Source organism: Frankia canadensis, assembly GCF_900197875.1.
Lineage (GTDB): Bacteria > Actinomycetota > Actinomycetes > Frankiales > Frankiaceae > Frankia > Frankia canadensis.
This window is the reverse complement of sequence record NZ_FZMO01000548.1, coordinates 1-26,873: the sequence shown is the minus strand read 5'-3', so window position 1 is coordinate 26,873 and position 26,873 is coordinate 1. Positions and strand designations below refer to the sequence as shown.

The following is a 26,873-nucleotide window of genomic DNA, read 5'->3' as shown; positions in this document are numbered from 1 at the left end:
CCCGAGGGGACCGCCCGGATCGTCGGTGGCGTCGCCGGCGCGGCCGGGTGCCCCGGCGCCGGCCCCGGGCGGTCGCGGGCCGATCTCCCCCCGAGGTCGGCCCAGTCCCGGGACGGGCGGCGCTGGCGCGGTCGCAACCGAGTTATCAGGGCAGTAATGGCTGAAAGGCGCGACAATGGCGACTCGCCGATTTCAGGTCTACGACGGGGACGGTGAGCTGGTGGCCACCTTTCCGGAATGGGAGGCGGCCCACTCCTGGGCACACCGCCGGGCCGCGGAGCCGGCCGCCCGGAATCCGGTGCAGATAGAGGACCGGGTGGAGCGGCGGACCTGGACGATCGACACCGACCAGTGCCGGATGACGGTATGGCGCCGCCGCGTGGAATACGGGTACTGCGGCCGGACGGACGCCCACCCGGCGCCGGACGCGCGCAGGCCGGCCTACCTCTCCTGATCCGCCGGCGGAATTCCGGCCGGACGGAGCTCGCCGCCGGTCTCGTCCCGGACGTTCGCCGGTTGGCCGACGCCCGCGCGCAGCGTCTCGAAGATCGCGACCCCCTGGCCGACGAGGCCACTGGCGATCTCCCCGATGCCGTCCGCGCCGTTGAGGACCGTGACATTCGCGCCGGCGAGCCCGGCCGCCGCCTGCCGGACGATCTCCGGCAGCTGGTCGATGAGCATCCGGTCGAGGGCCACCCGGTTGTGGGACGCGGCCGCCTCGGCCTGGACGCGGATCTTCTCGGCCTCGGCGAGCGCGAGGACGCGGACCTGTTCGGCCTGGGCCTGCGCGGGCCTGACCACCTCGGTGACGAGCTGCTGCTGACGCAGTTCGGCCTCCTGCTCGGCGAGCTGCGTGCGCGCCTCGACGACGGCCCGCTGGGCCTGCGCCTCGGCCAGCGGGCCGGCCTGCCCGGCCTCGGCCTGGGCACGCTCGATCTCGGCCCGGTACTGCGCCTGCACGACCGCGGTCTGGCGGGCGTACTCGGCCTGTGCCCGCTGGGAGCGTTGCTCGGCCTCGGCGGCGGCCTGGTTCGCCTCCGCCTGGGCGACCTGCGCCTGGCGCTGGATGGCCGCGTTGTGCGGCGCGGCGATCGCCGCGATGTAACCGAGCCGGCCGTCGTCGATGGACTGGATCTGCAGCGCGTCGATGGTCAGCCCGATGCGGGCCATCTCCTCCTTGGAGCCGTCGAGCACCTCGGTGGCGAGCTTCTGCCGATCCCGGATGATCTGCTCGACCGTCATCGAGCCGATGATCGAGCGAAGGTGCCCGGAGAAGATCCGCCCGGTCAGTATCTCCATCTGCGCCTGGTCGGACAGGAAGCGCTGCCCCGCGTTGACGATGCTCTCCTGGTCGTTGCCGACCTTGAATGCGATGACGGCTCGCACGTTGAGCGAGATGCCCTGATGGGTCACGCAGGTCTCCTGTACCTCCGCCTCGCGCATGGCGAGCTTCAGGAAGCGCACCTTGCGGAAGAACGGCAGGATGAAGGAGCCGTGGCCGGTGACGACCTTGAAGGGCATTCCGCTGCGACTCTTGCCACCGGAGATGAGCATCGCCTCGTCCGGGGATGGAACACGGTAACCGAACACGACCGCGCGCCTTTCGTCAGAGATCGCCGCCGAAGACGGCGGCGGGATTCAGCCACGGCACCACCTCGACGGTCCGCGGCCCGGCCGACCCGACAACCAGGACAGACGCCCCCCTGGGCAGCGGGGTGTCGGACTGCGCCAGGAAGGTCTCGATCCCCCCGCGGATCCGAACCGCCACCTCACCTGGGCCGTTCTCGCCCCGGGTGGCGACGGTGAGGACACCGACGCGACCGATGACGGCCGGGTCGCCCACCATCAGGTCCCCCTCCTGTGGCAGGTAGCGGGCGCGGAAGGCCGGAATCGAGTGGTCGATGCAGGCGAGAATGAGAGTACAAGTCGTGCTCGTCCGGATCAGGCGGTCGGCCTGTCTGCTTCCCGATTGACCCGCGGCGGCGAGAAGAGCTCGGCCGGCCCTGATCCCGGCGGCCCGGGCACCGCGTGCCGACGCCGTCGGCGTACGGCGGAACACCCGCTGGCTCGAACGTCCGGTGGCGCTGTACGGTGACGCGGTCAGCGTACGGTCGTCCCTGAGGAGGTGAGCCCGATTACCGCGGTATCAGGGCGGGCGCCCACCTCGCGCGATCATCTGGGGTCTGACCGGGCCCGGTGATCGCCGAAGGCGCCCATCGGCGTCTCCGGAAGGTCAACCGTGTCCTCCGCGTCATTCCCCGCACCCGATTCCTCGCCTGACTCCTCACCAGGTCCCACACCCGAGGTCGCGCCGGCTCACGAGCCGGGCGTGGTCGTCCGCCGGCTGCGCGCCGCCGGGTGCGTCTTCGCCGAGGAGGAGGCCGCTCTGCTCGTCGGCGCCGCCCGCGGCCCGGCCGAGCTCGCCGCGATGGTGCGCCGGCGGGTCGCCGGCCAGCCGCTGGAGCACATCCTGGGCTGGGTCTGGTTTCACGGTCTGCGGATCCAGGTCGACGCGGGGGTCTTCGTACCCCGCCGCCGTACCGAGCACCTGGTCCGCCTGGCACTTGATCGACTCGATGCCGGTGCGGGAACCGATCCTGATATCGGCGTCGGCGCGGGCGTGGGCGATCGGGACGGTGCGCGCGAGCGGGAACCGGTCCGGGGGACGGGCGCTGTCGTGGTCGACCTGTGCTGCGGCTCGGGTGCGGTCGCGGCCGCGATCGTGGCCGCCCTGCCCGCTGCCGAGGTGCACGCGGCCGACGTCGAACCCGCCGCGGTGCGCTGCGCCCGGCGCAACCTGCCCGCGCGGGCCGGCCGCGTGCACGAGGGCGACCTGTACGCCGCGCTGCCCACCGGCCTGCGGGGACGGGTGGACGTCCTGATCGCGAACGCGCCGTACGTGCCGACGAACGCGATCGGCCTGATGCCGCCCGAGGCACGCGAGCACGAGCCTCGGATCGCTCTCGACGGCGGTCCGGACGGCCTCGCCGTGCTGCGCCGGGTGGTGGCCGAGGCGCCGCGGTGGCTCGCGCCGGGCGGCTGCGTGCTGCTGGAGACCAGCGGCGGCCAGGCGGGGACGCTGCTCGACGCCGCCGGTCGGTTCGGTCTGACCGGTCGCGTGGTCACCTCCGCCGAGCTGGACGCCACCGTCGTCGTCGCGTCCCGTCCCCGGCCGCCGACGCGCTAGCTCGGGGAGGTGGCACCGGCGGGTCGGGTGGTCCGCGGGGCCAGCGGCAGGCCGCCGGGGGCCAGCCGGCTGCCCACCCAGCCCGCGGCCGCCGCCGCCGGCCACAGCCGGGTCGCGGCGTTACGCGCCCGGATGCCGGTCCACGTCGCCGGAATGAGCAGGTGGGAGGCCTGGTCGACGCCGCGGTGACGGCGGTCGACCAGCCGACGGTGCCTGCCCTCATACCGGCGTAGCGCCGCGCGATGGTCGTTCGGGGTCGCGGCCAGCTCCTCGGCGAGGGCGAACGCGCCCGCCATCGCCAGCGAGGAACCGTCGCCGAACAGGGACACGCAGCAGGCGGCGTCGCCGACCAGCGTCACCCGCCCGCTCGACCAGCTCGGCATCTGCACCTGGCTCACGGCGTCGAAGTACAGGTCCTCGGCGGCGTAGGCCCGCGCCAGCAGCTCCGGCGTGCGCCAGGAACCGGTGCCGAAGGCGGCGGCGAGCAGGAGACGGTGCTGCTCGATGTCGCGATGGTTGAAGTCCGCGAGTTCCGGCCGGCGGAAGGCGAAGAAGGCGGTCTGCCCGTCGGACGTCGGATGCAGCGCGACGGCCCGGCCCGGCGTGTTGTGCATGACCACCTCGCGCTCGTGATGCGCCGCGGGGCCGGCGAACGGCACCGTCGCCAGATACAGGCCGAGATGACGGGCGTAGTTGCGTTCCGGGCCGAAGGCGAGGCCGCGCACCGCCGAGTGCAGCCCGTCGGCGCCGACGACGAGGTCGAACCGGCGCGGCCGGCCGTGTTCGAACGTCACCTCCACGCCGTTGTCGTCCTGCGCGATCCCCGCGACGGAGTCGCCGAAGACGAACTCGGCGTGGTCGGCGCTGGCCTCCTGCAGGATCGCGGCGAGCGCGCCGCGGGGCAGCTCGACGTCCTGCCCGCCGGTGGACCGGGCGAGTGCCCGCAGGTTGATCCGGCCGACGGTGTTGCCGGCCGCGTCGACGAACCGCATGCCGGAGACGTTTGTGCGGGCCGCCCGCAGCCGCGCCGTGATCCCCATCCGCTCGGCGACCCGCAGGGCCTGCCCGCGCACGTCCACCGGGTTGCCACTGGCGCGTTGCCACAGCCCGCGCTCGACGACCGTCGGCCGGAATCCGTGCCACGCCAGCCAGTAGGCGAGCGTCGTCCCGGCGATGCCCGCGCCGGACACCAGCACCGTGCGGTTGCTCACGCGTCCTCCGCAGGTCGATACAGATCGGAAAAGTCAGCGTACGACCCGTTATCAATGTTGATCAAAGAACGATCTGCCGGTGTGATGAACGTCGGCCGGGGGCGCGGCGAATGGTTCGCCGTGCGTGGGGATTCCGCTTGACGGTCTGTTGGCCCGGGGCGAGGGTCGAAGGACGCGCCGGGATGGTCCGGCGGTGTCGGGACTGCCGGGGAGGCGCATCATGCCACGAACCGTTCTGGTACCAGACGCGGTGCATCCGATCACGATCGAGCCGACGGGCCGGCGCGTCGTGGTCCGGGTCGGCGCTCATGTCGTCGCCGACACCTGCGCGGCTCTCACTCTGCGTGAGGCCAGCTACCCGCCCGTCCACTACCTGCCGCTCGCCGACGTCGACGCCAGCGTCCTGCGCCCGAGCGACACCTCGAGCTACTGCCCCTACAAGGGAGAGGCGAACTACCACACCGTCGAGACACCCGACGGCGTCCGGCTCGACGACCTGATCTGGGGCTACGAGCAGCCCTACCCGGCCGTCGCCGCCATCGCCGGCCATGTCGCCTTCTACCCCGACCGCGTCACCATCACCGTCACCGACCCAGCCTCCTGAGTCCGTCGCCGGGCACGGCGAGGAGCTGCCTGCGGCGCCGGTCTCAGGGGTGCTGGTGACAGATCGCTGTCGATCTGCGGGAGGCGTGGACCAGGCCGTATCTGGGCGGCCGTCTCATGTCAGGGCCGCGACGTGGTCGAGGGCGTGGCGCAGGTGGCGGCCGAGGGCGGCGCTGCCGGTATGGCCGGAGTCGGGGACGGCGATGAGCTCGGCGTCCGTCCAGGCATACGCGAGTTCCTCGGCCGTCCGAATGGGCGCGGACAGGTTCTGACTGCCGTGGATCAGCACCCCGGGAATACCGGCCAGGCGGTTCGCCTCACGCAGCAGAACGCCCTCGTCGAGCCAGGCGCCGTGGGAGAAGTAGTGCGCGCAGATCCGGGTCAGCGCCAGACGGGCCCGCGCCGGTCGGCCGCCGTACGCGCCAGGCCGCCCGTTCGATTCCTGGGAGATCACCGCGTCCTCCCAGGCGCACCAGGCGTCGGCGGCCCTCGCCCGCACCGCCGGATCCGGGTCGTTCAGCAGCCGCGCGTACCCGCCGACGAGGCGCAGGCCGGCGCCGGCACCATTCTCGGCGCGGTCGGCGGCCGGTAGCGCGGCGCGGAATCGCTCCCATTCGGTACGGAAATGCCGGGCGACGCCGTGGTAGAGCCAGTCGATCTCCGAGCGGCGGGTCGTGGTCACGCCGACCAGCACGATTCCCGTCACCCGGGACGGATGCCGCTGGGCGTAGGCGAGGGCGAGTGTCGACCCCCACGACGAGCCGTACAACACCCACGTGTCGACGCCGAGGTGCCGGCGCAGCCGCTCCATGTCCGCCAGCAGGTACGCGGTGGTGTTGTGCCGTAGCTCGGTGTCATGGTCGCCGGCGTGCGGGGTGCTGCGACCACAGCCGCGCTGATCGAACAGGATCACGCGATAGCGCCGCGGGTCGAACCAACGACGGACGCCCGCCGAGCATCCCGACCCCGGCCCCCCGTGGACGACGAGCGCGGGCCATCCGTCCGGGTTGCCGCACGCCTCCCAGTACACGAGATCACCATCACCGACGTCGAGAAACCCCGACGCGTACGGCTCGATCGCCGGATATCGCGCGTCCACTCGTCCATTGTCCCGGCACCGGCGGGGCGGGAGCCCGGGTTGCGGGGCGACCTAGGTTGCGTCCTGGGTTGCGATCTTTCCGGGTGTTGTCGCGACCGTTCACGGCAGCCCGTGTCGCATAATCTGGGCAAAACGGACGGGAAGTCGCGAATTCGCGACACGGTACCGCTGCCCCCCGCGCATACTTCCCACCCGCGGGACCTGGCGGTGGGGTAGGCGAAGGAGAGGACGGCGGAATGGGCGCCAGCGTGGTGGAACAGCGGGGTTTCCCGGTGCGGTTCGGATGGGGCGCGGAGGATCTGGCCGTGCTCACGCCGGTGAGCGACGCCGTGGTCATCGTTGACGTGCTGAGCTTCACCTCGGCGGTGTCGGTCGCGGTGGGTCGGGGCGCCCGGGTGTGGCCGTACCGGTTCCGCGACGCCTCCGCGGCCGCGTTCGCCGCCAGCCTCGGTGTCCAGCTGGCCGCGCCCCGTACCGCGGCCAGCAGCCCCGGCCGGTGGACAATCTCGCCGGCCGGCCTCGCCGAGATCCCCGCGGGCACCAGGTTCGTGCTGCCCTCGCCCAACGGCTCGGCGCTGTCGGCCGCTGCCGCCGTGCACCCGAGCGTCACGGTTGTGGCGGGCTGCCTGCGCAACGCCGCCGCGGTAGGCGGTTGGCTGGCGGGCCTGGTCACCGCGAACGCGGCGAACGCGGGGCGCACGGTCGCCGTCATCGCGGCCGGCGAGCGCTGGCCGGATGCCGCCGGGCGCCCGCACGCCGGACCGCTGCGCCCCGCCATCGAGGATCTGCTCGGCGCCGGAGCCGTCCTCGCCCGCACCGTCGAGCGAGCCGCGCTCTCCCCACGCAGGCACCTCTCGCCGGAGGCGCGCGCCGCTCTCGCCGCCTTCCGGGCCGCCGCCGAGGCCGACCCGACGTGCGACGCGGCGGTCGGCGAGACATGCTCCGCCGACGCCCACGCCGTGTCCGTCGACGCAGCGTCCTCCAGCGGCGGTGCCGGGCTGCTCGCGGACCTGCGTGAGTCGGTGTCCGGCCGGGAGCTCGCGGCCGGTGGCTGGGGCGCGGACGTGGTCGCCGCCGCCGACCTCGACGCCGACGACGTCGTCCCCGTCCTCACCGACGGCGCCTACGACCGCCTGCCGGAATGGACCACCAACTGAGCACGGACCACCCGCTGAGCCCGAGCTACCCGCTGCGCACGAGCGATCCGCTGATCAGGCCAATAGCTCAGTGGGAGGACGGCGCCCAGGGGCCGACGCCGCCGACCCGTTCGATCGTGTAGCGCACGACGAATCCCGGGCCCTTCGGCGCCGGAAAGGTGGCGTCGGGGGACATGTAGACCTTGGCCAGCCGGTCGAGCAGCGGCCAGGCGTCATCGCCGAAATCCACCGTCGCCCGTGCGTGCACCACGGCGTACTTCCGCAGGAACGCGTCCGGCTCGGGCGGAGCGAGGAAGGACAGCACCACCCGCGGATCACGTTCGATGTTGCGCAGTTTCACGTACCTGGCCATATGGCCGCTGACGATCTCGTCGCCGTCCAGGCCGACCCAGATGACGGTGACCTGGGGGCTGCCGTCGGGATTCGTCGTGCTCAGGTGCGCGAACGGCCCACCCTCGATGACCGTCTTCAGCTCAGGCGACAGATCGCTCACGTCCAGACCCTTCCAGTGCCTCGCGGAAAGAACGATTCTGCGTGCGCGGCGGGGGCAGCGGCGGGTGCCGTCGGTTCTCGGCGCGTCACGCCGGTGGCAACACCCGGATCGGCTCGGTCATTTCGCCCGCGCCCGGTGGCTCGGTGGACGGTGGCCCGCGTTGCCAGGACGCTTGCCACGACGCGCCGCGGCTACGCGCACGACGGCGGTCACAATCGAGACGCCGCCGAGCAGGCCCGGCCCATGCGGTCAGGCCCATGCGGGCTTCTGGGCATCGCGCACCGCGCGAACGGCGGCGACCGCGTCGGCCGCGGTCAGCCCGGTGAAGGCACGGCTGCGGTCGATATCCGCGAGTACTTTTTCAAGGCTCGTGGAGGCGAGGGTTCCTCCTGCGGGCGTAGCGGAGAAACGAGATCCGGTCCGGACTCATCCGTGGGTCTTGGCTCCGCGCGTCGGCGGAACTGGCCGGGTGGGATGCCGAGCTCGCGTTTGAATGTCTTCGCGAAGGCGAACTCGGAAGAGTAGCCGCAGCGCGCGGCCACGGCGGACAGTGCGAGCTCGGTCTCCCGCAACAGCCGCGCGGCCACCGTCATCCGCCACCAGGTCAGATACGCCAGCGGCGAGCGGCCGACGAGGGCGGTGAAGCGCTGGGCGAACACCGTCCGGGACAGCCCGGCGCGGGTGGCGAGATCCCGCACCGTCCACGGCGCGCCCGGCTCGGCATGGATGGCCTGCAGAGCGGCGCTGATAGCGGGATCGGCGAGCGCGGCGGACCAGCCGGTCGCCCGTTCCGCGAACCAGGCGCGCAGCAGGTAGAGCAGCAGTAGGTCCAGCAGTGCCGCCACGCTCGCGCTCGCGCCGGCCTGCGGTGCCTCGGCAACCTCCGCGCCGAGCAGATCCACCGCGGTGCGCAGCCGAGGATGGCGCCCGACTCGCGCGGGCAGGTGGATGACGTCGGGCAGGTCCGCCAGCAGCGGATGCGGCCGGGACTGGTCGAGCACGTAGGCGCCGCAGAGCAGCTCCGTGACGGCGCGACCGGCGCACGGCTCGGCCCCGGCCGTAGGCTTGTCGCCGCCGCCGGTCTCTTTGCGGCTGTCACCCGCTTCGTTGCCGCTGCCGCTGGCCTCGTTGCGGCTGGCCTCGTCGTCGCGTGCGGCTGCGGGCCGTCGGGCGTCAGGCTGGAAGTCGATGAGGGGGCTGGCGGGATCGTCGGCGAGGGCGTGCCCGGCCTCGCGGGGCAGGAACACGATGTCGCCGGTGGACAGCGGCAACGGCTCGGCACCCGACCGCAGCAGCCAGCAGCTGCCACGCAGCACGACGTGGAAACCGGCGCCTTCGGCCGGCGGGAACCGCATGCCCCAAGGCGCCACCAGCCGGGTGGTGGTCGAGTGCGGGCGGCCGGCGCGCATCATCGTCACCGAGTCGCTCAGCACATCCACAGGGCAAGCCTATGCCCGTCCCGGCTCCTTTGTTCGTCCTCGAGTTCGGACGAACGAACAGGAAATCCGAACGTGCTGACATGGATCGTCCGGGTCGCTGCCTCCTACGGTCGATCTCGTCGGGCATTCCCCGGCCTCGACCGACCGCTACAGGGAGACCAGATGACGATCGCGCTGCACGGTGCGAGCGGGTTTACCGGCCGACTCGCCGCCGCCGAGCTGGCCCGCCGCGGACTCGACGCGGTGCTCGTCGGCCGCGACGCCGAGCGGCTGCGCCCGGTCGCGGCGCGGACCGGTTTCGAGGTGCGGATCGCCGACATCGGCGACGAGGATGCGCTGGCGGCCGGGTTCAAGGGCGTCGACGCCGTGGTCAACACCGCCGGGCCGTTCGCCAAGCTCGGCGCTCCGGTCGTGCGGGCCGCGATCGCCGCCGGCGCCCACTACGTCGACACCACCGGCGAGCAGCACTACCTGCGTGACCTCTTCGACACTTTCGGTGGTGCCGCCACCGCCGCCGGGGTGTCGGTTGTGCCGGCGATGGCCGATGACGGCGGCCCGAGCGACTTCCTCGGTCATCTGGTCGGCGAGGCGGCCGGACCGGTGGACGTCATGACGGCCGCCGCCTGGTACCGCGACGGCGTCCTCAGCCGCGGCACGCTGCGCTCGTTCGACCCGGTGCTGATGTTCAGCGGCGCGCTGCGCTACCAGGACGGCTCTTGGCTGGCCTACGGCGACCCCAGTCACGCGAGCTGGCGTTTCCGGGACGCGGAGGCACCCGTGCCGGTCGCCAAGGCGGCGCTGCCGGCGGTCGCCACGGTGCCGAGGCACGTGACGGTCCGGACCCTGGAGGGCGTGCTGGGCGCCTCGTTCGACGGGCTGGCGGACGCGCTCGACCCCGCGGTTCTCGAGACGCTGCCGGAAGGGCCCGACGAGCAGCAGCGGCAGCACGGGAAGTGGACGATCTCCCTGGAGGCGGTCACGGCCGGCGGGCACACCGTGCGGGGCGAGGTCGGTGGCGTGGACGCGTACGGGACGACCGCGGTGATCGCGGTGGAGGCGGCGCGCCGACTGGTGACGGACGGTGCGGCGGCGGGCGTCCTGGCGCCGTCACAGGCCTTCGACCCCGAGTCGTTCCTGGGATTCCTGGCCGACCACGGCGTGCGCTGGCAGCTCGGCGAAGTCTGAACCGGGCTGATCCGGCCGGGGCGGAACGCGCCGGGGTGACCGGCTAGTCGACCTCGCGAAGAACCTTTTCCATGGTTTCCAGCCGGCCGCTCATCTCGGCCAGCTGCTTGTCGATGGCCGTCAGCCGGGTCGATGGTCAATGTCCGCGCGGCGGCTGCCACTGCCTCGGGGGTGAGCGTGAAGGCGAAGGGCGTGACCTCGTAGAACTTCATCGCCTTTCCGTCCTCCGATATCTCCATGCGCGGCTTCACCAGGCCGACGGCCTCCAGCCGCCGAAGGTGAACCTGCAGGAGAGGCCGGCTTATCCGCAGGTCCCGGCGATTTCCTGGCGTCGGGTCGCTGTGCGTGAGGTCGCTGGCAGGGGTTGCGTCACGGCACACCGGAAACCGCGTCCCGCATGGGCGCCGTGCTTCCCCGGATCGCCCTGGCGATCTTCGGGGCCGGGGTTGGACCCTACGGTTGGGTGAGGTCGACCGTCAGGGGGAAGGGAACCGCGGTCTCGACGACGCCGGCGTGGACGTCACCGGCGCGGTAGGTGCGCGACGCAAGGTCGAGCACGTAGGTGTGGACGAGCGGGACGCCGGTCGCGGACGGCTCGATCCGCCAGTAGAACTGGATGCCGGCCCGGGCGTACTGCTCCGGCTTGAAGATGCGGTCGGTGGTCTCGGAGCCGGGCGAGACCACCTCGCCGACCAGCAGGATGTGCTCGGTGCGCATCGGCGCCGCGCCGACCGCGCTCGCCTCGTACACGACTATGTCGGGCCGGCGCACGGTGAGCGGCACGTCCTGCAGCCGGACGTCGAAGTCCAGGTCGGCGAACCACTCCGGCGCCCCCGCCGCCTCCATCGCGACGGCGACCTTCTTGGCGATCCGGTTGTGCCGCAGGGAGGCGCTCGGGACCATCACGACCATTCCGTCGACGATCTCGATGTCCCGCAGCTGCTCCTCGGACAGCGCGTCGTACCGCTCCGCCGTGATCTGCTGGTGCATCCAGGCAGGCGGCACCGTCTGCGCGGTCATGGCGCACCTCCCAGATCCGGCCCGGTCTTCGATCCTCGACCTTCGGCGTCAACGCCCTGGTGCAAGCGTAGCGCGCCCGTTGGGTGGAGACGGGCTGACGGCTCGCCCGAAAAGGACGCATGCCGGCCCGAGCCCCGGTCAGTGATGTCGGTGGGAGGAAGGGGTGCTGTGGTGGAGGGAGCTGCCACTGCGGTGGGTTGAGCCGCCGCCGCTGTGGCCGGCGACGAGGATGACGATGACCGCGATCACGATCAGCGCGGCGATCACCGCAAGGGCGATCTTCACCTTGCTCCACGGGCGTTCGCCGTGTACCTCGCCGGTGCGGGCGTTGACCAGGACCTGCCAGGTCCGGCCGGCGTAGACGTAGGAGGCGATCCACACCGGGAGCAGCATCAGCTTGAAGGTGACGTCGCTGTACCGGGTGTTGACCGAGTGCACCTGCTGTTCGTCACCGCCGATGTCGCGGCGGCAGTCCTCGGTGATGACCGGCGCCATCCGCTTCTTCGCCTCGGTGAGCCCGTCCTCCGGCTCGACGTCGTACCGCAGCGCGAAGTGCCCGGCCAGGTACTCCTGCTGGAACGGTGCCGCCGACTCCAGCGGCCAGGGCGCGAGGTCGTCGACCTTCTGCTCCGGGAGCACCTCGCTCGCCGGCACCAGCACATCGTCGAAGGCACGCCCGACCGTGCCGCGCGCCGGGTGCCAGGCGGTGCGCTGTACCTGCCGGGTCTGCTGCTTGCCGTCGCCGTCGGTGTAGCTCTCGGTGACGTAGTAGTGCTCGCCGCGCTGGCCGGTGTAATCCGAGACGGTCTGCGAGTCGAACGTCCAGTGCGGCAGGTAGGTGCTCTTCAGCGACTCGGTGTCGGACACCTTCTTCAACGCCGACGGCGCGAACCAGCGCGACGAGGTCCACTTCTTCACCGACGCGCGGACGGCGCCGCGGTCGAGCTCGAACGGCAGCACCCCCTCGGGCACGATCTGTCCCGACGCCGCCGGGTCGATGACCAGCGGCGCGCCGCAGAACTGGCAGACGCTCGCCGTCTCGTTCGTCTCCGTCCGCGCCGAGCAGCGCTGGCAGACGAAGACGTACGACCCGATGCTGCCCACCGGCTTGCGGGCGATCGTCGGCAGATCCGCGAATGCGATCTCGCGGATCTGGCGGCCGTTCGACGTGATCTCCTGCCGGAATCCGCAGTACGGGCACTGCATGGCCGTCGCACCTGGGGCGAACTCCAGCCGCGCCCCACAGCCGCCGCACGGGTAGGTCGTCGCCGCGACCGGCGCCTGCTGCGCGGACTGGTCGGTCATCTGTCTTCCCCCACGATCATCGGCACCACGCCCCTCGCCGCGCGTCCCTCGTGTCCGCGCGCGCTCCACCCGGTCGCGACAGGGCTGTCAGCCCTGCGGCGGCAGCGGCGGCGGGACGCTGGCCAGCAGCGGCGCGACCTCCGACACCTGGCCGGCGGGCGTCCACTGCGCCATCCCCGTCTTCCAGACGAGCGTGTCGTGACGCACCTCGCCGGCGCCGACCCGCTGCGCGAGCTGGGTGCGGTCGAACGGGCCGAGCTGCTGACCGTTCACGCCGACGAACCACTGCTCGGCGGTCGGCAGCGGCGGCGGCCCGGGCGGCGCGCCACCGGCCGGCGGACCCGCCTGCGGCGCCGGCTGCCCCTGATACGGCTGCTGCCCCTGGTAGGGCTGCTGGCCCTGATACGGCTGCTGCGGCTGATACGGCTGGTACTGCGGCTGGCCGGTCGCGCCGGCGGCGCGCTGGCCGAGGGCCATGCCGAGGCCGATGCCCAGGCCCTCGCCGGCGCCGCCCTGGTTGTGCGCGGCTGCCTCGATCGCCTGCGCCGTCTGGAACTGGGTGTACTGGTCGAGGTTGCCGACGATGCCCATCGAGCTGCGCCGGTCGATCGCCGCTTCGACCTCGGGCGGCAGCGAGATGTTCTCGATGATGAACTTGGGGATCGACAGGCCGACCGGAGCCAGCTCCTTGCTGAGCGCCGAGGCCAGCGCGGCGCCGATGGTGTCCTGCTGGGTGGCAAGGTCCAGCATCGGCACCCCCGAGTTGGCGAGCGCGTTGCCCAGGCGTCCGACGATGACCTGGCGCAGGTACTCCGAGACCTCCTCGGTGCGGAACTGCGGGTCCGTCCCGGCGAGCTCGCGCAGCAGCGCGGGCGGGTCGATCACCCGCAGCGCGAACGCGCCGAACGCGCGGAGCCGGACCATGCCGAACTCCTTGTCCCGGACGATGACCGGGTTCTGGGTGCCCCACTTCAGGTCCGTGAACTGCCGGGTGTTGACGAAGTAGACCTCGGCCTTGAACGGCGAGTCGAAGCCGTACTTCCAGCCCTTGAGCGTGGACAGGATCGGCATGTTCTGTGTCTTGAGGGTGTACATGCCGGGCTGGTAGGAGTCGGCGACCTGGCCCTCGTTGACGAACACTGCCGCCTGGGACTCGCGGACGGTGAGCCTGGCGCCCATCTTGATCTCGTTGTCGTGGCGCGGAAAGCGCCAGACGATCGTGTCGCGGCTGTCGTCGGTCCACTCGATGATGTCGATGAACTCGCCACGGATCGCGTCCATGAAGCCCATGCGTACTGCCTCCCCGCCGAGCTACCCGGCCGTCGCGCGAACAGGCCGTCCCACCGGCGGGCCGCCCCCCGGACAGGCCGTTCCCGCGCGGCGCGAGGCCGCCCGCTTTCGCTGTCCGGACGGCACCTTATCCCCAGATCGTGCCGTTCGGGGCGCCTGTCGTGGGGGCGACGCCGACCGTCAGATCGTCACCTGGCGCAGGCTGGTGAAGCCGCCGGCCGCCAGGGCGATCGTCAGGGCTGGACTTCCCTGCTCCAGGCGGCGAGGCCCGCGAGGAATCCCGCCCGGTCGCGGGGGGAGAGGGTGTCCAGGGCGCGCAGCAGCGGCGCCGAGCGGGTGGCGACGAAGGACTCGACCGCCGGCCGGAACTCCTCCCGCAGCGACACCAGCGTGCGGCGCCGGTTGGCCGGGTCCTCCGTGCGATCGATCAGGCCGGCCTCGCTCAGCCTTCCGACGAGCTCACTCGCGGTCGACAGCGAGACGCCCAGCAGGGCGGCCACCTCGGTGACACTGAGCCGCTGCCCGCCGGCCAGCTGGGGCAACACCGAGCCGTGCCGAGCGGTCAGTCCGTGCGCGTCGAAGGCCTGCCGCAGCTGCGGCGGCATCTCCGCGCGGGCGCGCTGGAAGTAGGCCGCCAACAACGGCACATGTCGCAGCGCCTCGCGCTCCTGCGTCGTCGGCGGGCGCGGCTGATCAGCCGTCGACACCTCCGTGCCGTCGCGGGCTCCCCGGTCTGATCGCACGCTACGATCGTAGAAGATTCGGATTTCCAAACTATTTGGCGATGTGAAGCGAGGCGGTCCGTGCGGGAGCGCCTTCCACCGAAAGGACTCGCACATGCGTTCCAGCATGGGACGCCGTCTGCTCCCCGGTCTGATGGCCGGAGTCTCCACGGCGCACATCCGATGACCCTGACGACCTATGGCGACGTGATGGCGGACGCCCTCGACCGTCTCGACGACCTCGGCTACGAGCGGGCCGGTCAGGCCGACCTGGCCAACCACGGGCCGATGGGGGCCGAGGTGCTGGCCGTCCTCGGCCACGGCGACGCGGTCCCGGGCTGGGTGGCCGCCTACCGCGCCGCGATGCCCCATCACGACCGACCGACTCGCCGCCATGACCTGGATCCGGCGGACGAGTCCTCCTGGCGGCCGGCACTCGGCGCCATCGACCGGGCTGGCGACTGGGAGTACCTGTTCCGCCGGGAGCTGGCGGCGGACCCCTGGCGAGACGTGCTGGTCCGCTGGTGGCCGCGGCTCCTGCCCGGCCTGCTGTCCCGACTGACCCATGGGTTGATCCGCACCGCGCACGCGGTCCGCGGCGTCGCCGCCGCCGACGGCGCGCCGGACCCGCGGCAGCTGACCGAGCTGGCCCGCGGGCTCGCCTACTGGGCCGCCCGCTTCACCCCTCTGCCCGGAAACCCCCGGCTCGACGGACGCCTCGACGTGGCCGCCGCCGTCGCCGCGGTGCCCCGCACGCCCGCCGACCCGGCGCTCTCACCGGGCGAGCTGCTGCGTGACCGCCTGCGCCGGCTCGACGAACAGCCCGGCTATCACGACGCCCTGACCGCGCTGCGCGCCGAGCAGGCGCAGGTGCTGCTCAGCGAGCTGACGGCGCAGTTCGCGGGCCTGTGCCTCGTCCACACCGGCTCGTCGCCGGTGCCCCTGATCCACGCCGTCACCGCACCTGCCGCCCTGCGACTCGTCCTGCCGTATCTGCCGCCGGAGCTGCACGAGCCATCCGTCGCCACCATGTGGCAGACCCACGCGGCACTGCTGATGGTGTTCACCGGCGACGCTCGCGAGGAAGGGTCCGCCCGCGCCCGGGCCGCGGAGGTCGGCGTTCCCGCGCACGACGAGCTGATCCACCGGGCCGTCGAGCACGGTGACGAACATGTCCTGAAGTTCACCGAGGCCTGCCTGCGCGAACATGCCCTCCACCCCGATCCCCGCTACCTCGCGGCTGCCACCGCCGTGCGGGACCGCATAGCCCGCTATCCCGCGCGTGCCACGAGATAGGACGGCGGGCCATCGATATCTCGACGGAGGCGGACTTCCCACAGGCGGGAAGTCCGTGCGGGAGACGGCGGCACCGTGTCGCGAACACCGTGTTTCCAGTCCTGTTTGTCCGCCTGTTCCGCGACACGGACCGGGGCGAAGCCGCGCGGATCAGCCGTCCGGGGCATCCGCGGGAGCGACGCCCGGTGGCTCGATGCCGGCGTCGAGGGCGAGGACGATGGCCGCTGCGCGGTCGCGGACCTCGAGCTTGCCGAAGATGCTGCTGACGTGGGCCTTCACAGTGCGTTCGCTCACGTGCAGGTCGGCGGCGATCTCGCGGTTGATGGCGCCCCGGGCGATCGCTCGCAGCACCTGGCGTTCGCGGTCGGACAGCCGGGCGAGGCGGCGGCGCACGCCTGGATCGGCCGACGGCGCGCGCCGCACCGCGGTGAGTAGGCGTTCGCTGGCCGCCGGGTCGATCCACGAACCGCCCGCGGCGACGAGCCGGATCGCCCGCACGATGTCGTCCGCCGGCCGGTCCTTGAGGATGAAGCCGCCGGCTCCCGCGGCCATCGCGCCCCACACGACCTCGTCCTCGGTGAACGTGGTCAGGACCAGCACGGGTGGCGGCGAACCGCGGCGGGCGAGCTCGTGCATCGCCTCGATGCCGTCCATCCTGGCCATCCGGACGTCGAGCAGGACGATGTCCGGACGCAGCGCGCGAACGGCGTCGACCACCTGGTCGCCGTCCGCGCACTCGCCGACGATCTCGATGCCCTCCTCGGCACGGAGCACCAGCGCGATCCCGGCTCGGATCAGTTCCTGGTCGTCGACGAGCAGCACCCTGATCGGCGCCGGCCGTCCCGGCCCGCCCGATGCCGATGCCGATGCCGATGCCGATGCCGCCGAGCCTGATGCCGTCGTCATGCTCCTGACTCCCGTCTGGGATCGCTGATCCTCGAGTCACCGTCCGGGACTGGCTCGGTGTCCGGTCCGCCAGCGGCCGGCGGGGTGATGCCGAGGCCCAACGGGATGCTGGCCGAGAGCCGCCACTGATCCCCGACCGCGCCGGCGGCGAACTCCCCACCGAGCGCCCGTACGCGCTCCGCCATGCCGGTCAGCCCCAGACCGGTCGGCTCGCTGGTCCGGCCCAGGCCGGTGCCGACACGACCAGTGGACGGCAGGTCGTTGTCCACGGCCACGCGGACGGCGTCGGCGCCGATCGTGACGTCCACCCGGGCCGGCATGCCGGGGGCGTGCCGGGAGACGTTGGCCAGCGACTCCCGTGCGGTCCGGAACAACACCGAACCGGCGACCGGGCCGACGTCGTCGAGGTCGCCGGTCACGCGCAGCCGCACCGGAAGGCCGCCGCGTCGGTAGCCCTCGACGAGGGCGTCCAGATCGTGGGCGTCCGGCAGCGGCCCCGAACCGCTGGCGGAGCTCCCGCCGGCCTCGCGCAGCAGACCGACGGCCTGGCGAACGCCGTTGATGCTCTCGCGCCCGACCGCCTCCGCCCTGGCGAGCGCCTCGTCGGCCGCCAGAGGGTCGCGCCCCATCGCCCGGCGCGCACCGGAGATGTTCAGCAGCACGACGGCGAGGGAGTGGGCGACCAGGTCGTGGACGTCCTGGGCGACGCGGCGGCGTTCGTCCGCGGCGGCCACCGTCGCGAGCCGGTGCTGTGCGGCGGCGAGCTGGAAGGCGAGTTCTCGCGTCCGGCGCAGGAGATATCCGGTCGCCGCCCCGTAGAGCGCGGCCGCCACCCAGATGACGGAGCCCGCGTCCAGATGCCCGCCGGCGACCTGCTCGGCCGCACCGCCGTACTCGAGGAGGGCCGACAGCCCCAGCACGCCGAGCATGGCCAGAACGTTCAGCGGCAGCGACGCGCTGCGCAGGGCGACCCAGCCGGCGACGGCGATCGGGATCAGCATGGCCAGCTTCGCTCCGCCCAGTCCGATCACCGCGCCGACGGCGCCGAAGCTCACGGCGACCACCAGCACTGGTGGCAGGCGCACCCCCGCGGCTTCGAGTGCGAACGGCGCGATCGCGAGACCGACGAGACCGAGCAGCCTGACATCCGGCGCGACCGAGATCGCGCTGAGCGCCGCCATCACCCCGATGATCCCGTAGACGAGCAGGTTGGCGATCTGGACAGTGCGCAGTACCGCCGCGATGGCGGCGACCCGCTCCGGATCCGGCTCCGGTCCTCTGGTCGTCACCGAGCCCACCGCCCGTTCCCGCCGCGCTCGTCTGACCTGCACGATACGTGGCCACATCACGGCCGCGCCGCCCTGCCGGTGGAGCCGTCGTGGCCGGTCCGACGCACGGCACGGGACGCCCGTCGGCCTGGCGTCACAGGCCGGCGAGCATGCCGCCGTCCACCACGACGGACGTCCCGGTCAGGAAGCTCATGTCCGGGGAGGCCAGGGCGAGCGCGGCCGCGGCCATCTCCTCGGGGCGCGCCAGCCGCCGCAGCGCGTCGACGTTGGCCGCCCCGAACGCCGCCTTCGCCTGCGCCCACTGGGCGTCGGTGACATTCGGGGGCCGCCGCGCGTCGGCGAGCCCCGTGTCGGTGGTGCCGGGCGAGAGCGCGGCGACCCGGATCCCGTCCGGGCCGTAGTCGAGCGCGGCCGTGCGCACGATTCCGGTGACGCCGCCCTTGCTCGCCGAGTAGGCGCCGAGGCCGGGGCGGCTCGCGAACTCGTTCGCCGACCCCGTCACGACGATGACGCCACCGCCGGACCGTTTCAGATGTGGCACCTCGTACTTGATGGCCAGGAAGACCCCCCGGGTGTTGGTGTGCGTGACGTCGTCCCACTCGTTGACGGTGAGCTCGTGCATCGGTTTCGCGATCTGGATGCCGGCGTTGTTGAACGCGACGTGCAGCCCGCCGTACAGCTGGGCGACCCGGTTCACGAACGACTCGACCTGCGCGGGGACGCGCACATCGGCCTTGATGTAGGTCGCCGTGCCGCCCGCGGCCCGGATCTCGCGTTCGACCTGACGCCCGAGGTTCTCGCGACGGCCGCAGAAACCGACCTTCGCGCCCTCACGGGCGAAGGCGATCGCCGCCGCCCGCCCGATCCCGGACGTCGCACCCGTGATGACGACGACCTTGTTCGCGAACCGCCGCATCGGTGCCGGCGGCGGCGCGGCCTGGGCGGCGGCGGCCGGGGTGGGAGACAGGGCCGTGCTGGCCAGCTCGGCGGTCAGGCCGGCGGCCGCGCCGGTGAGCAGGAGGCGGCGCCCGAGGGTGGGCGTCCTGCCGTCGTCGTCGCTCATATCGCCTCTCGGTGCGTCTGGTGATTGTTCGGACGCACCGAGTAGCTCACACATCGCCAGTGTGCCGCATCGCGCTGGAGGTCATGGCGTTCCGCCGCCTGGTCCATCGACGACGCGGCCGCTGGGACAGTCTGGGATTGGACCCTGGCACACCCCCGACGGGTGGACGCCAGCCGCCGGCGGGGTGTCAGTCCTGCGGGTTCCAGGTCCAGGCGGGCACCTCGCGGATGGGGTGCAGATCGGCGTCGGTGGCGGCGCGGGAGTTCTGCTGCGCGACCTGGGCGCCGAACTCGACGTGCTCGCGCACCGCCGCGCGGAAGGGCGCGTCGTCGGGCAGCCCGGCCTCGTCCAACACCGTCAGGTACATCTCGACGAACCGCTCGCGCTGCTCGTCGGTGATCTGGAGGCCGCGGTGCACATCGATCAGGTTCTGGAACCCGACCTCGCGGGTGTAGCGGTCCGGCCCGCCGAACGACTCCGCGGTGAACCAGGTGAGATGGTCGACGTGGGTCGGCACCCGCTCGCGGAAGACCGTGCTGAGCACCGGATCCGCCAGCGCCCGCTGGTAGAACAGCTCCTCGAGCCGGTGCAGGGCGGCGTCCCCGCCGGCGTGCTCGTACAGCGTCTCCGGCACTTCGTGGCTCTCCGGCACGGTTTGGCTCTCCGTCATGTCGCCGTGGGTCTCCGTCCCGTCGTGGTCCGGTCGTCGCGGTGAGGTCGCCGCCGCGCTGTCCCGCACGGTACCTGGATGGAACGCTAGGGCGATGTCCGCGGTCGGGGAAACAGAACTTTTCGGTGGCGCCACAGCCGACGCCGGTCGATCGTCCGAGCCGTCCGCCGGCGCGCGCGTCGACCTGCGGCTGCTGGACTACTTTGTCGCCGTCGCCGAGGAGCTGAACTTCACCCGCGCCGCGCGCCGGCTGAACGTGGCCCAGCAGTCGCTCAGCAGCGCGATCGCGCGGCTGGAGACGCAGGTGGGATTCGCCCTGTTCGAGCGTTCCAGCCGTGCCGTCGGGCTCACCGAGGCCGGGACGCGCTGGCTGCCGCACGCGCGCGACCTGCTCGCCGCCGCCGACCAGTGTGCGCGGGTCGCGCGGGACATCGCTGCCGGCGTGGCGGCCACGCTGCGCATTGGTCTGGCGGCCACCGCTGCCGTCGAGATCACCCCGAGACTGCTGAACGCCTACGCCCGGCGGTATCCCGACGTCCAGCTCGTCACCACGCATCACGGTTTCGAGGACCCGACCGGCGGACTGGTCAACCGGACCAGCGACGTCGCGATCGTCCGGCCGCCGTTCACCGGCCTCGGGCCCGGTTCCGGGTTGGAACTGCTCGTGGTCGCCACGGAGGCGAGGTTCGTGGCCCTGGAGGCCGCACATCCGCTCGCGAGCCGGCGCAGCGTGACGTTCGACGAGATCGCCGACCTGCCCTGGATCGACATCGTCGGGTCGGATCCCGTCTGGTGCGGCTTCTGGCGGGCCAGCGAGCGGCGCACCCGGCCGCCCCGGATCGGCGCGCGCGGCCGCACACTGGACGACCTGCTCGACGCCGCCCGCAGCGGCCAGGCAGTCGGCCTTGTCCCCGCCTCGATCGCCCTCGCCCAGCGCTGGCCTGGGCTGGCCTTCGTCGAGGTCACCGACCTACCCGGCTCGGACATCGCCCTGGCCTGGCACTCCACCGGCCTCCCGGCGCCCGCCCGCGACCTTGTGGACCTTGCCGCCGCGTTCCTCACCAGCGAGGACGACCGCCGCTGACGTGGACCGCCGAGGCTGTCCGCGCGGCGGTCCAGTGCGATGTTGGCGATCAGGCGGTGTTCCTGGACGGTGCGCTCGTCAGATCGGCGCCGAGTGAATGGCGAGGAGGATCAGGGGCCGAAGGCGTCGAGGCTCGGGAGCGCGGCTCCGCGCTGGTCGAACATGGCCAGATTCGCCGCAGGGGGTGCCTCGCCGGGTTTCGGGGGGACGGTGAGCCAGCCGGGTTCCCAGGCGAGGAACCCCAGGCCGCGGCCGTCGGGTACCTCCCGCAGGAGCTGGCGCAGCTGTGCGAAGTACCGTTCCTGCCCCTGCGGGTTCGGCGGGAGTGTGTGCGCGTCCGGAAGCTGGTCCGCCGAGGTGACCCAGTCGCCCGGCTTCGCGCCGGCCAACGTCCACGGGTAGGCGGTCTCCGTGATCAGGATCTTTCGCTGGTAACGCGTGGCGAGGACGTTGAGATTCCCCCGCAGGCTCGCCAGCGAGCCGTTCCAGAACGGGTAGTAGCTCAGGCCGATGATGTCGAACGACGTCACGCCGGCCTGGATCAGACTGTCAAAGAAATACCGCGAACGGCCGAGGTCACCGCCGCTGTCGATGTGCAGGACGACTGGCAGGGACGTCCTTGACGCGCCGGCGCGCGCACCCTCGATGGCGCTGTTCACCAGGGCGGCGAGGTTCGACCATTCGGTGGGTGTTCCGTCCCGGACCGAACCCAGTGGCCAGAGCATTCCGTTGGTGATCTCGTTACCGATCTGGATCATGTCGATCGGGGTGCCCTGGGCGGCGAACCTCGCCACGAGGTCGTGGGTGTAAGTCCTGACGGTGGCGGTCATGGCGGCGAGATCGGCGCCGCGCCAGGCCGCGGGTGGCTGCTGCGCGTGCGGATCCGCCCAGAAATCGGAGTACTGCGGCGCCAGGAGAATCTTCAGGCCGGCTTTCCTGGCTCGCCGGGCCAGTGACAGGGCCGATTGTTCGTCGCTGTATCCGGCGGGCGGATTCACCCACACCCGCAGTCTCGCGTAGGTTCCGCCGCGGCCGGCGATGATCCGCTCCAGGGGAAGCTGCCGACCGCCGTCGGAGAGCGTCGTCCCGGCGGCCTCCTCCTGGCGGGTGAACGAGATATCCGCGCCACGAACGGACAGGACGTCGGACGGGCTCGCCGTGCGCGACTGAAGGAGCAGGAACAACGCCGCCACCATGGCGACGGCCACCGCCGCGATCGCCAGATGGGCCACCCGCACTCGTCCCCCGCCCCGAGATGTCCGCTTTCTACTGCAATGGCCGATCCTGACGTCGGTCGATGCCGAGAGTAGCCCAGGCAAATCTCCTACTCGCAGAGTCGCGGTTCGGTCGCTTTCTGTCGAGAAGTTGTCATGTGCTGGACGATGTCATAGTGTCCCATTCTGTCCGAGACAGGTCGACCGTCAGGCGACCTTCCGTCGGACCCGGGGGGCGCATCGTGGGGCGAGCCGACGTGTCAACAGGTCATTCTTCCGGTCGACCGTTTGTGACCTGATCACTCTCGGTTCCGGTTAGGATCAATGGCTTTCGGATCTTTGGTGCCCTTCGATGGCGCAGGTCGATCGCCTTCTCAAACTGCGTGAACGGACCTGATTGCGGGCCTGCTGGGCCTGCGGGACGTCCTTGCCGGGCCGGCGGGACCGCCGCCGGCCGTTTCTTCGTCGCGCATTTATCCGCGTGCTGATCATGGGGGAGAGCGGTGCGGAACGCGCTGCGTGAGGACACGTCGGCGGACCATCCGTCCACGGGTGTGGGGCAGCTGACTATTCCGCTCCAGTACCGCCTGCCGGAGCGCGACCACCCGGACGGCCCGCACCGAGGGGCGGTGGCCCGGGTCCAGGCGGCCAAGGTGCTGGACCGGCGGCAGACATGGCAGTATCGCCTGATTCTCGCGGTCTGGCTCGGTGCCGTCGTCTTCTTCTGGCAGTGGTGGCTCCAGGCCAGCAACGTTGGCTCGCTGCCGTTGTTCGTGCTCATGTCGCTCTCCTTCTTCTACGTCGGCACCTTTTTGTCCACCATGTACATGGTGTTCGTGGGGAACATGCGCCGGCCGGTACCCGTGCCGGTGCGGCAGGCGGAGCGCGCCAGCCGGATCGGTCGGGTGGCCGTCATCAGCCTGACCGTCCCCGGCTCCGAGTCGCTGGAGATCGTGCACCGCCAGCTGGTCGCGATGAGCCGGATCAGGTACCCGCACGACAGTTGGATCCTCGTCGACAAGGTCCACTCGCCGGAGATACAGAAGCTCGCCGGTGACATGGGAGTGCGGTACTTCTGCCGGCATGACCAGGGCCGCTGGGGAAAAGCCGGCGTCGTTGGCTGGAACCGAAGGTTCCCACCGTTCCAGCGCAAGACGAAGGCCGGCAATGTCAACAGCTGGCTGGACGCCCACGGCCATCGCTACACGCACTTCACCCAGCTCGACATCGACCACATTCCGAATACCGACTACCTGGACCAGGTCCTCGGCTACTTCGCCGATCCCGTGGTGAAGTGGGTGCAGGCACCGAGCGTCTACGGCAACTTCGAGTACTGGACGGCCCGGGGCGCGGCCGAGCAGGAGCTGGGGCTCCAGGGCCCGCTCCAGATGGGTTTCTACGGATTCTCCCGGACGCCGTTCATCATCGGCAGCCACTGCACGTACGACACGGCCGCGATCCTGGAGATCGGCGGATTCCAGCCGACCCGGGCGGAGGATCATCTCGACACCGTCTGCCTCGCGGCGCGCGGCTACGAAGGGGTTTTCGTTCCCGATGTTCTCGCGGTCGGCGACGGGCCCGAGACGTTCGAGACCTACCTGTCGCAGCAGTTCGCGTGGGCGTACTCGATGATCGAGGTGCTGCTGCGCCACACGCCGCGGCTGCTGCGGCGATACCGGCCGCGCCAGGCGCTGCAGTTCCTGTTCGCGCAGACCTGGTACACGTTCTGGTCGCTGTCGATGCTGATACTGTTCGTGCTGCCGCTGGCCGCGCTGGTCCTGGACTGGCGCATCGCGCGGGTCCATTACCTGGACTTCCTGGCCCACAGCGTGCCGATCACCGTCGCCGCGACGCTGATCTGGATGTGGAGCCGACCCTGGCACGTGCCCGCCGGCATCCGCCTGACCTGGCGCGGGGTGGTGCTGCACGCCGCCCGCTGGGTCATCGTCCTGTCGGCGCTCGTCCAGGTCATCCTGCGGGTCAAGAAGCCCTACATGATCACGAAGAAGGGTGTCGGTGCGGACGGCGCGGCCCTTCCGCTGGGGCTGGTGGCGCCCTACATCGCCATGGTGGTGCTACCGCTCGCATCCTGCTGGTACTACCTGGCCGTGTACGGCTCGGGTGCCACGGCGGGCTATCTCCTGTTCGCCTTGCAGGACGCGCTGGTGTTCCTGCTGGTGCTGGTGTTCGTCCTGGCGCAGGAGGTGCGTTCCGCGGCGGCCGGTGAGCCCCGCCTCGCCGCCCGGCTGCGCTGCCAGAGCCGTCCGCTGGCGACGACGACAACGCTCACGGTCGCGCTGGTCGCCACCGCGGTCGCCTGCTGGCCTCCGCTGTGGACGGCCATCTCCTCGTGGTGACGAAGTGACCGGGGGGACATGACCTCGTCCGGCGCGGCGGCGCCGCCCCGGACGCGGACCCGGCCCAGTGCTGGCTTCGCGACACGATTCGCGCCGCCATCACCCAGCCGCGGGTCATGGAGGTGCCGCCGCGCGTTTTCTGATTGTCAGGGTGCTACAAAGGGCCATGGCGATGTTGACGCGTGGCGCCCGGCTGGCGGGCCTCGTTCCGCTGGTCCTCGCGGCCGCGGCCTGCGCCGGAACCGGCGTGTACGGAGCCGCCGGCGGAGCCGGCGACAACCCCGGAACACCTGGCGGAACTGCCACCGTGGCGCTGCGGGTGGACCGAATCGGCGGATTCGTGACACCGGCGATGCTGGCCACCCGGCTGCCGGTGTTGGCGGTCTATTCCGATGGCCGGGTGATCGACGAAGGCCCGCAGATCGAGATTTTCCCGCCACCGGCGCTGCCGAACATTCAGCTTCGGCGAATCTCGGGTGCCGATGTGCGCCGGCTTGTCGACCGGGCGGTCGCCTCCGGTGTCGCCGCCGAACGGGACTTCGGTCAGCCTCCCATCGCGGACGCCCCGTCGACCCGGTTCACCATCCAGACCGCGGACGGCATCCGGACGGCGGAGGTGCCCGCGCTGCTCGAGGCGGACGGCTCCGGGCTGACGGCCCACCAGCGTTCGGCGCGGCGGACGGCCCGAAGTCTGTACGACGCGCTCACCGACCTGCCGGGCACGCTCGGGGCGGGCTCGGTCAGTGAGTCGAGGCCATATGCGCCGACCGCGGTGGCCGCGATCTCCGAGCCATGGACCGAGCCCTGCTCGCCCTCGGCGCCAGCCCTGTCTCCGTCCCCTGCTTCGAGCGCAGCCGCATCGCCGGCGCCGGGTGCGGCCGCGGGTGCGTCGCCGTCGGCTGGCGGCGCGCCGGACGGCTCGTGTGGCGCGGACCCGACGCGTCAGAGCCCGCGGCCCTGGCCCGGGCCGACGCTGCCAGGCGAACCGCTGGGGGACGGCGTCGGCCTGAGCTGCGTGACGGCTGACGGCGACCGGGCCACGGCGCTGCTGGCCGCGGCGCGCACGGCGGCCACGACCACGCCGTGGACATCGGGTGGCAGGCAGTGGCGGGTGAGCCTGCGCCCCCTGCTGCCGGAGGAGTCCGGCTGCGCGGACCTGCGGGCGGGCGGCTGAACCGCTGTCGGCTCGTGGCGGACAGGCCGCCCGGAGCGCCGTCCGGACAGCAGCCCGCCGCGTGATCAGGACCGGGTGAAGGTCAGGTGGGTGACGCCGCTCGGGGTGGTCACCGACTCGACCGCGAAGCGCTTCTCCACGCCTTCCAGACCGTCCCAGAGCCGCACGCCGCGGCCGAGGATGATCGGCACGACGACGACGTGCAGGTGGTCGATCAGGTCCGCGGCGAGGAACTCGTGGACGGTCGTTGGTCCGCCGCCGATGCGCACGTCCAGGCTGTCGGCGGCCTCGCGGGCCTGGCGCAGTGCCTCGGCGGGGGTGGCGTCGAGGAAGTGGAAGGTCGTCCCGCCTGCCATCGCCAGCGGTGGGCGGGGATGGTGGGTGAGCACGAACACCGGGGTGTGGAACGGGGGCTCATCGCCCCACCAGCCCGTCCAGCCGTCGTCCGGCCAGGGGCCGCGCTGCGGGCCGAACTTGTTGCGCCGTTGTGAGTCATAAGGCATGAGTAAGCCTCTGTCTCGCAGCCGCCTCTTGCGGGGCGGCGGTCCCGGTCTGACCGGCCGTGGCCGTGCCGGGTTCCCGTTTCACGGCCACCGGCCCGCTTACGCGGGTCTTACGGTCGGCTCCACGGGCGTTTACCGTCTCCGACCCACTGTCGGCGACGAGGTTACGTAGATTGACCGCGGCGTTGGCGTCGCGGTCGCCTGCCAGTCCGCAGGACTGGCAGGCGAAGGTGCGGTCCGACAGGGTCAGGCTTGGGTTTCGCCAGCCACAGCCGGAACACGTCTTCGACGATGGGTACCAGCGGTCCGCGATGTGCAGCCGCGAGCCGTACCAGCCGGTCTTGTAGGTGAGCTGGCGGCGGATCTCGGCCATCCCCGTGTCGGCCACGGCGCGGGAGAGCCGCCGGTTACGCACCATCCCGGCTACGTGCAGATCCTCGACGACGATCGTGTCGTAGGACCGGGCGAGCTGGGTGGTGAGCTTGTGCAGCCCATCGCGGCGCTGGTGGGCGACGTGAGCGTGGATCGTCGCGAGTCGGGCCGCGCGCTGGCGACGCCCGGCGCTGCCCGGTTCCGACCGGGCGTAGGCCCGCGACGCGCGGCGCA

The 26,873-nt window shown here is 71.9% G+C and carries 25 protein-coding genes and 1 pseudogene; 9 read left to right on the top strand and 17 right to left on the bottom strand.

Annotation, left to right across the window (positions count from 1 at the left end; genetic code table 11):
* Positions 1-175 precede the first annotated feature (175 nt).
* Positions 176-454 (top strand): hypothetical protein, encoded by a 279-nt coding sequence (locus C1A33_RS31435; RefSeq protein WP_101835986.1) that lies wholly within the window; start codon positions 176-178, stop codon positions 452-454.
* Here C1A33_RS31435 and C1A33_RS31430 read toward each other — a convergent pair.
* Together C1A33_RS31430 and C1A33_RS31425 are read right to left on the bottom strand one after the other, a co-directional pair.
* Positions 442-1,590 (bottom strand): SPFH domain-containing protein, encoded by a 1,149-nt coding sequence (locus tag C1A33_RS31430; RefSeq protein ID WP_101835984.1) that lies wholly within the window; start codon positions 1,588-1,590, stop codon positions 442-444. The two genes, C1A33_RS31435 and C1A33_RS31430, sit on opposite strands and share 13 nt — an antisense overlap.
* A gap of 16 nt (positions 1,591-1,606) precedes the next feature.
* Positions 1,607-1,846 (bottom strand): hypothetical protein, encoded by a 240-nt coding sequence (locus C1A33_RS31425; RefSeq protein WP_101835982.1) that lies wholly within the window; start codon positions 1,844-1,846, stop codon positions 1,607-1,609.
* A gap of 483 nt (positions 1,847-2,329) precedes the next feature.
* Between C1A33_RS31425 and C1A33_RS31420 the strand changes: the two genes are divergently transcribed.
* Positions 2,330-3,187 (top strand): putative protein N(5)-glutamine methyltransferase, encoded by an 858-nt coding sequence (locus C1A33_RS31420; RefSeq protein ID WP_243408129.1) that lies wholly within the window; start codon positions 2,330-2,332, stop codon positions 3,185-3,187.
* On the opposite strand, the gene C1A33_RS31415 is transcribed toward C1A33_RS31420, so the two are convergent.
* Positions 3,184-4,398: an FAD-dependent monooxygenase gene (locus C1A33_RS31415; protein ID WP_101835979.1), complete on the bottom strand. Its 1,215-nt coding sequence runs from the start codon at positions 4,396-4,398 to the stop codon at positions 3,184-3,186. The genes C1A33_RS31420 and C1A33_RS31415 overlap by 4 nt on opposite strands.
* Positions 4,399-4,618: 220 nt before the next feature.
* On the opposite strand from C1A33_RS31415, the gene C1A33_RS31410 reads away from it, so the two are divergent.
* A complete protein-coding gene (locus C1A33_RS31410) occupies positions 4,619-5,002 on the top strand; it encodes a DUF427 domain-containing protein (RefSeq protein ID WP_101835977.1) in 384 nt (127 codons plus the stop codon).
* A 114-nt stretch (positions 5,003-5,116) separates the two neighbouring features.
* Here the strand turns inward: C1A33_RS31410 and pip are convergent, their stop codons facing one another.
* Positions 5,117-6,100, bottom strand: a complete 984-nt coding sequence (pip, locus tag C1A33_RS31405) for a prolyl aminopeptidase (RefSeq protein WP_101835975.1) — start codon at positions 6,098-6,100, stop codon at positions 5,117-5,119.
* Between the two features lie 236 nt (positions 6,101-6,336).
* Here pip and C1A33_RS31400 point away from each other — a divergent pair, with 236 nt between their 5' ends.
* Positions 6,337-7,257, top strand: coding sequence for a 2-phosphosulfolactate phosphatase (locus C1A33_RS31400; protein WP_101835973.1), 921 nt, complete (start codon positions 6,337-6,339; stop codon positions 7,255-7,257).
* Positions 7,258-7,324: 67 nt separating this feature from the next.
* On the opposite strand, the gene C1A33_RS31395 is transcribed toward C1A33_RS31400, so the two are convergent.
* A complete protein-coding gene (locus tag C1A33_RS31395; protein WP_101835972.1) occupies positions 7,325-7,750 on the bottom strand; it encodes a PPOX class F420-dependent oxidoreductase in 426 nt (141 codons plus the stop codon).
* A gap of 398 nt (positions 7,751-8,148) precedes the next feature.
* Positions 8,149-9,189 (bottom strand): annotated as a pseudogene (locus tag C1A33_RS31390) (AraC family transcriptional regulator); the annotation flags it as partial.
* A 162-nt stretch (positions 9,190-9,351) separates the two neighbouring features.
* Between C1A33_RS31390 and C1A33_RS31385 the strand changes: the two are divergent.
* Positions 9,352-10,374 (top strand): saccharopine dehydrogenase family protein, encoded by a 1,023-nt coding sequence (locus C1A33_RS31385; protein WP_101835968.1) that lies wholly within the window; start codon positions 9,352-9,354, stop codon positions 10,372-10,374.
* Between the two features lie 453 nt (positions 10,375-10,827).
* Here the strand turns inward: C1A33_RS31385 and C1A33_RS31375 are convergent, their stop codons facing one another.
* The 4 genes from C1A33_RS31375 to C1A33_RS31360 all read right to left on the bottom strand — a co-directional run bounded on the left by C1A33_RS31375 (position 10,828) and on the right by C1A33_RS31360 (position 14,732).
* A complete protein-coding gene (locus C1A33_RS31375; RefSeq protein ID WP_101835966.1) occupies positions 10,828-11,394 on the bottom strand; it encodes a Uma2 family endonuclease in 567 nt (188 codons plus the stop codon).
* A gap of 138 nt (positions 11,395-11,532) precedes the next feature.
* Complete coding sequence (locus tag C1A33_RS31370; RefSeq protein ID WP_101835964.1) at positions 11,533-12,699, bottom strand: TFIIB-type zinc ribbon-containing protein; 1,167 nt, start codon at positions 12,697-12,699, stop codon at positions 11,533-11,535.
* A gap of 87 nt (positions 12,700-12,786) precedes the next feature.
* Entirely contained in the window at positions 12,787-13,989 is a 1,203-nt protein-coding gene (locus C1A33_RS31365) for an SPFH domain-containing protein (RefSeq protein WP_101835962.1), read from the bottom strand.
* Positions 13,990-14,222: 233 nt separating this feature from the next.
* Positions 14,223-14,732: a MarR family winged helix-turn-helix transcriptional regulator gene (locus C1A33_RS31360; RefSeq protein WP_243408128.1), complete on the bottom strand. Its 510-nt coding sequence runs from the start codon at positions 14,730-14,732 to the stop codon at positions 14,223-14,225.
* Positions 14,733-14,894: 162 nt separating this feature from the next.
* Here C1A33_RS31360 and C1A33_RS31355 point away from each other — a divergent pair, with 162 nt between their 5' ends.
* Complete coding sequence (locus C1A33_RS31355; RefSeq protein ID WP_101835960.1) at positions 14,895-16,007, top strand: questin oxidase family protein; 1,113 nt, start codon at positions 14,895-14,897, stop codon at positions 16,005-16,007.
* Positions 16,008-16,157: 150 nt separating this feature from the next.
* Here C1A33_RS31355 and C1A33_RS31350 read toward each other — a convergent pair whose 3' ends face one another.
* The 4 genes from C1A33_RS31350 to C1A33_RS31335 all read right to left on the bottom strand — a co-directional run bounded on the left by C1A33_RS31350 (position 16,158) and on the right by C1A33_RS31335 (position 19,935).
* A complete protein-coding gene (locus tag C1A33_RS31350; protein WP_101835958.1) occupies positions 16,158-16,913 on the bottom strand; it encodes a response regulator transcription factor in 756 nt (251 codons plus the stop codon).
* Positions 16,910-18,202: a sensor histidine kinase gene (locus C1A33_RS31345; RefSeq protein WP_243408127.1), complete on the bottom strand. Its 1,293-nt coding sequence runs from the start codon at positions 18,200-18,202 to the stop codon at positions 16,910-16,912. The genes C1A33_RS31350 and C1A33_RS31345 overlap by 4 nt, the downstream gene beginning before the upstream one ends.
* Before the next feature lie 133 nt (positions 18,203-18,335).
* Positions 18,336-19,265: an SDR family NAD(P)-dependent oxidoreductase gene (locus C1A33_RS31340; protein WP_101835954.1), complete on the bottom strand. Its 930-nt coding sequence runs from the start codon at positions 19,263-19,265 to the stop codon at positions 18,336-18,338.
* A gap of 187 nt (positions 19,266-19,452) precedes the next feature.
* Positions 19,453-19,935 (bottom strand): group II truncated hemoglobin, encoded by a 483-nt coding sequence (locus C1A33_RS31335; protein ID WP_101835990.1) that lies wholly within the window; start codon positions 19,933-19,935, stop codon positions 19,453-19,455.
* Between the two features lie 94 nt (positions 19,936-20,029).
* Here C1A33_RS31335 and C1A33_RS31330 point away from each other — a divergent pair, with 94 nt between their 5' ends.
* Complete coding sequence (locus C1A33_RS31330; protein WP_101835952.1) at positions 20,030-21,019, top strand: LysR family transcriptional regulator; 990 nt, start codon at positions 20,030-20,032, stop codon at positions 21,017-21,019.
* 110 nt (positions 21,020-21,129) lie between these two features.
* On the opposite strand, the gene C1A33_RS31325 is transcribed toward C1A33_RS31330, so the two are convergent.
* Positions 21,130-22,251 (bottom strand): glycoside hydrolase family 53 protein, encoded by a 1,122-nt coding sequence (locus tag C1A33_RS31325; protein WP_243408126.1) that lies wholly within the window; start codon positions 22,249-22,251, stop codon positions 21,130-21,132.
* Positions 22,252-22,736: 485 nt separating this feature from the next.
* Here C1A33_RS31325 and C1A33_RS31320 point away from each other — a divergent pair, with 485 nt between their 5' ends.
* Complete coding sequence (locus tag C1A33_RS31320; RefSeq protein ID WP_101835950.1) at positions 22,737-24,590, top strand: glycosyltransferase family 2 protein; 1,854 nt, start codon at positions 22,737-22,739, stop codon at positions 24,588-24,590.
* 172 nt (positions 24,591-24,762) lie between these two features.
* On the top strand, positions 24,763-25,764 hold the full coding sequence (locus C1A33_RS31315; RefSeq protein WP_243408125.1) for a cold shock domain-containing protein: 1,002 nt from the start codon (positions 24,763-24,765) through the stop codon (positions 25,762-25,764).
* A 65-nt stretch (positions 25,765-25,829) separates the two neighbouring features.
* On the opposite strand, the gene C1A33_RS31310 is transcribed toward C1A33_RS31315, so the two are convergent.
* Positions 25,830-26,267 carry a dihydrofolate reductase family protein gene (locus tag C1A33_RS31310; RefSeq protein WP_101835946.1) on the bottom strand — a complete coding sequence of 146 codons (438 nt, stop codon included), beginning with the start codon at positions 26,265-26,267 and terminating at the stop codon, positions 25,830-25,832.
* A partial coding sequence (locus C1A33_RS31305; RefSeq protein WP_133150893.1) for an RNA-guided endonuclease InsQ/TnpB family protein occupies positions 26,257-26,873 on the bottom strand: 617 nt, incomplete at its 5' end. The genes C1A33_RS31310 and C1A33_RS31305, both read right to left, overlap by 11 nt.

Bases quoted from the DNA above. Each gene is read 5' to 3' on its own strand.
- C1A33_RS31435 (WP_101835986.1), top strand. From the start codon at position 176: ATGGCGACTCGCCGATTTCAGGTCTACGACGGGGACGGTGAGCTGGTG.
- C1A33_RS31425 (WP_101835982.1), bottom strand. From the start codon at position 1,846: ATGGTGGGCGACCCGGCCGTCATCGGTCGCGTCGGTGTCCTCACCGTC.
- C1A33_RS31410 (WP_101835977.1), top strand. From the start codon at position 4,619: ATGCCACGAACCGTTCTGGTACCAGACGCGGTGCATCCGATCACGATC.
- C1A33_RS31400 (WP_101835973.1), top strand. From the start codon at position 6,337: ATGGGCGCCAGCGTGGTGGAACAGCGGGGTTTCCCGGTGCGGTTCGGA.
- C1A33_RS31385 (WP_101835968.1), top strand. From the start codon at position 9,352: ATGACGATCGCGCTGCACGGTGCGAGCGGGTTTACCGGCCGACTCGCC.
- C1A33_RS31375 (WP_101835966.1), bottom strand. From the start codon at position 11,394: ATGACCGCGCAGACGGTGCCGCCTGCCTGGATGCACCAGCAGATCACG.
- C1A33_RS31370 (WP_101835964.1), bottom strand. From the start codon at position 12,699: ATGACCGACCAGTCCGCGCAGCAGGCGCCGGTCGCGGCGACGACCTAC.
- C1A33_RS31365 (WP_101835962.1), bottom strand. From the start codon at position 13,989: ATGGGCTTCATGGACGCGATCCGTGGCGAGTTCATCGACATCATCGAG.
- C1A33_RS31355 (WP_101835960.1), top strand. From the start codon at position 14,895: ATGACCCTGACGACCTATGGCGACGTGATGGCGGACGCCCTCGACCGT.
- C1A33_RS31350 (WP_101835958.1), bottom strand. From the start codon at position 16,913: ATGACGACGGCATCAGGCTCGGCGGCATCGGCATCGGCATCGGCATCG.
- C1A33_RS31340 (WP_101835954.1), bottom strand. From the start codon at position 19,265: ATGAGCGACGACGACGGCAGGACGCCCACCCTCGGGCGCCGCCTCCTG.
- C1A33_RS31335 (WP_101835990.1), bottom strand. From the start codon at position 19,935: ATGACGGAGAGCCAAACCGTGCCGGAGAGCCACGAAGTGCCGGAGACG.
- C1A33_RS31330 (WP_101835952.1), top strand. From the start codon at position 20,030: ATGTCCGCGGTCGGGGAAACAGAACTTTTCGGTGGCGCCACAGCCGAC.
- C1A33_RS31315 (WP_243408125.1), top strand. From the start codon at position 24,763: ATGTTGACGCGTGGCGCCCGGCTGGCGGGCCTCGTTCCGCTGGTCCTC.
- C1A33_RS31310 (WP_101835946.1), bottom strand. From the start codon at position 26,267: ATGCCTTATGACTCACAACGGCGCAACAAGTTCGGCCCGCAGCGCGGC.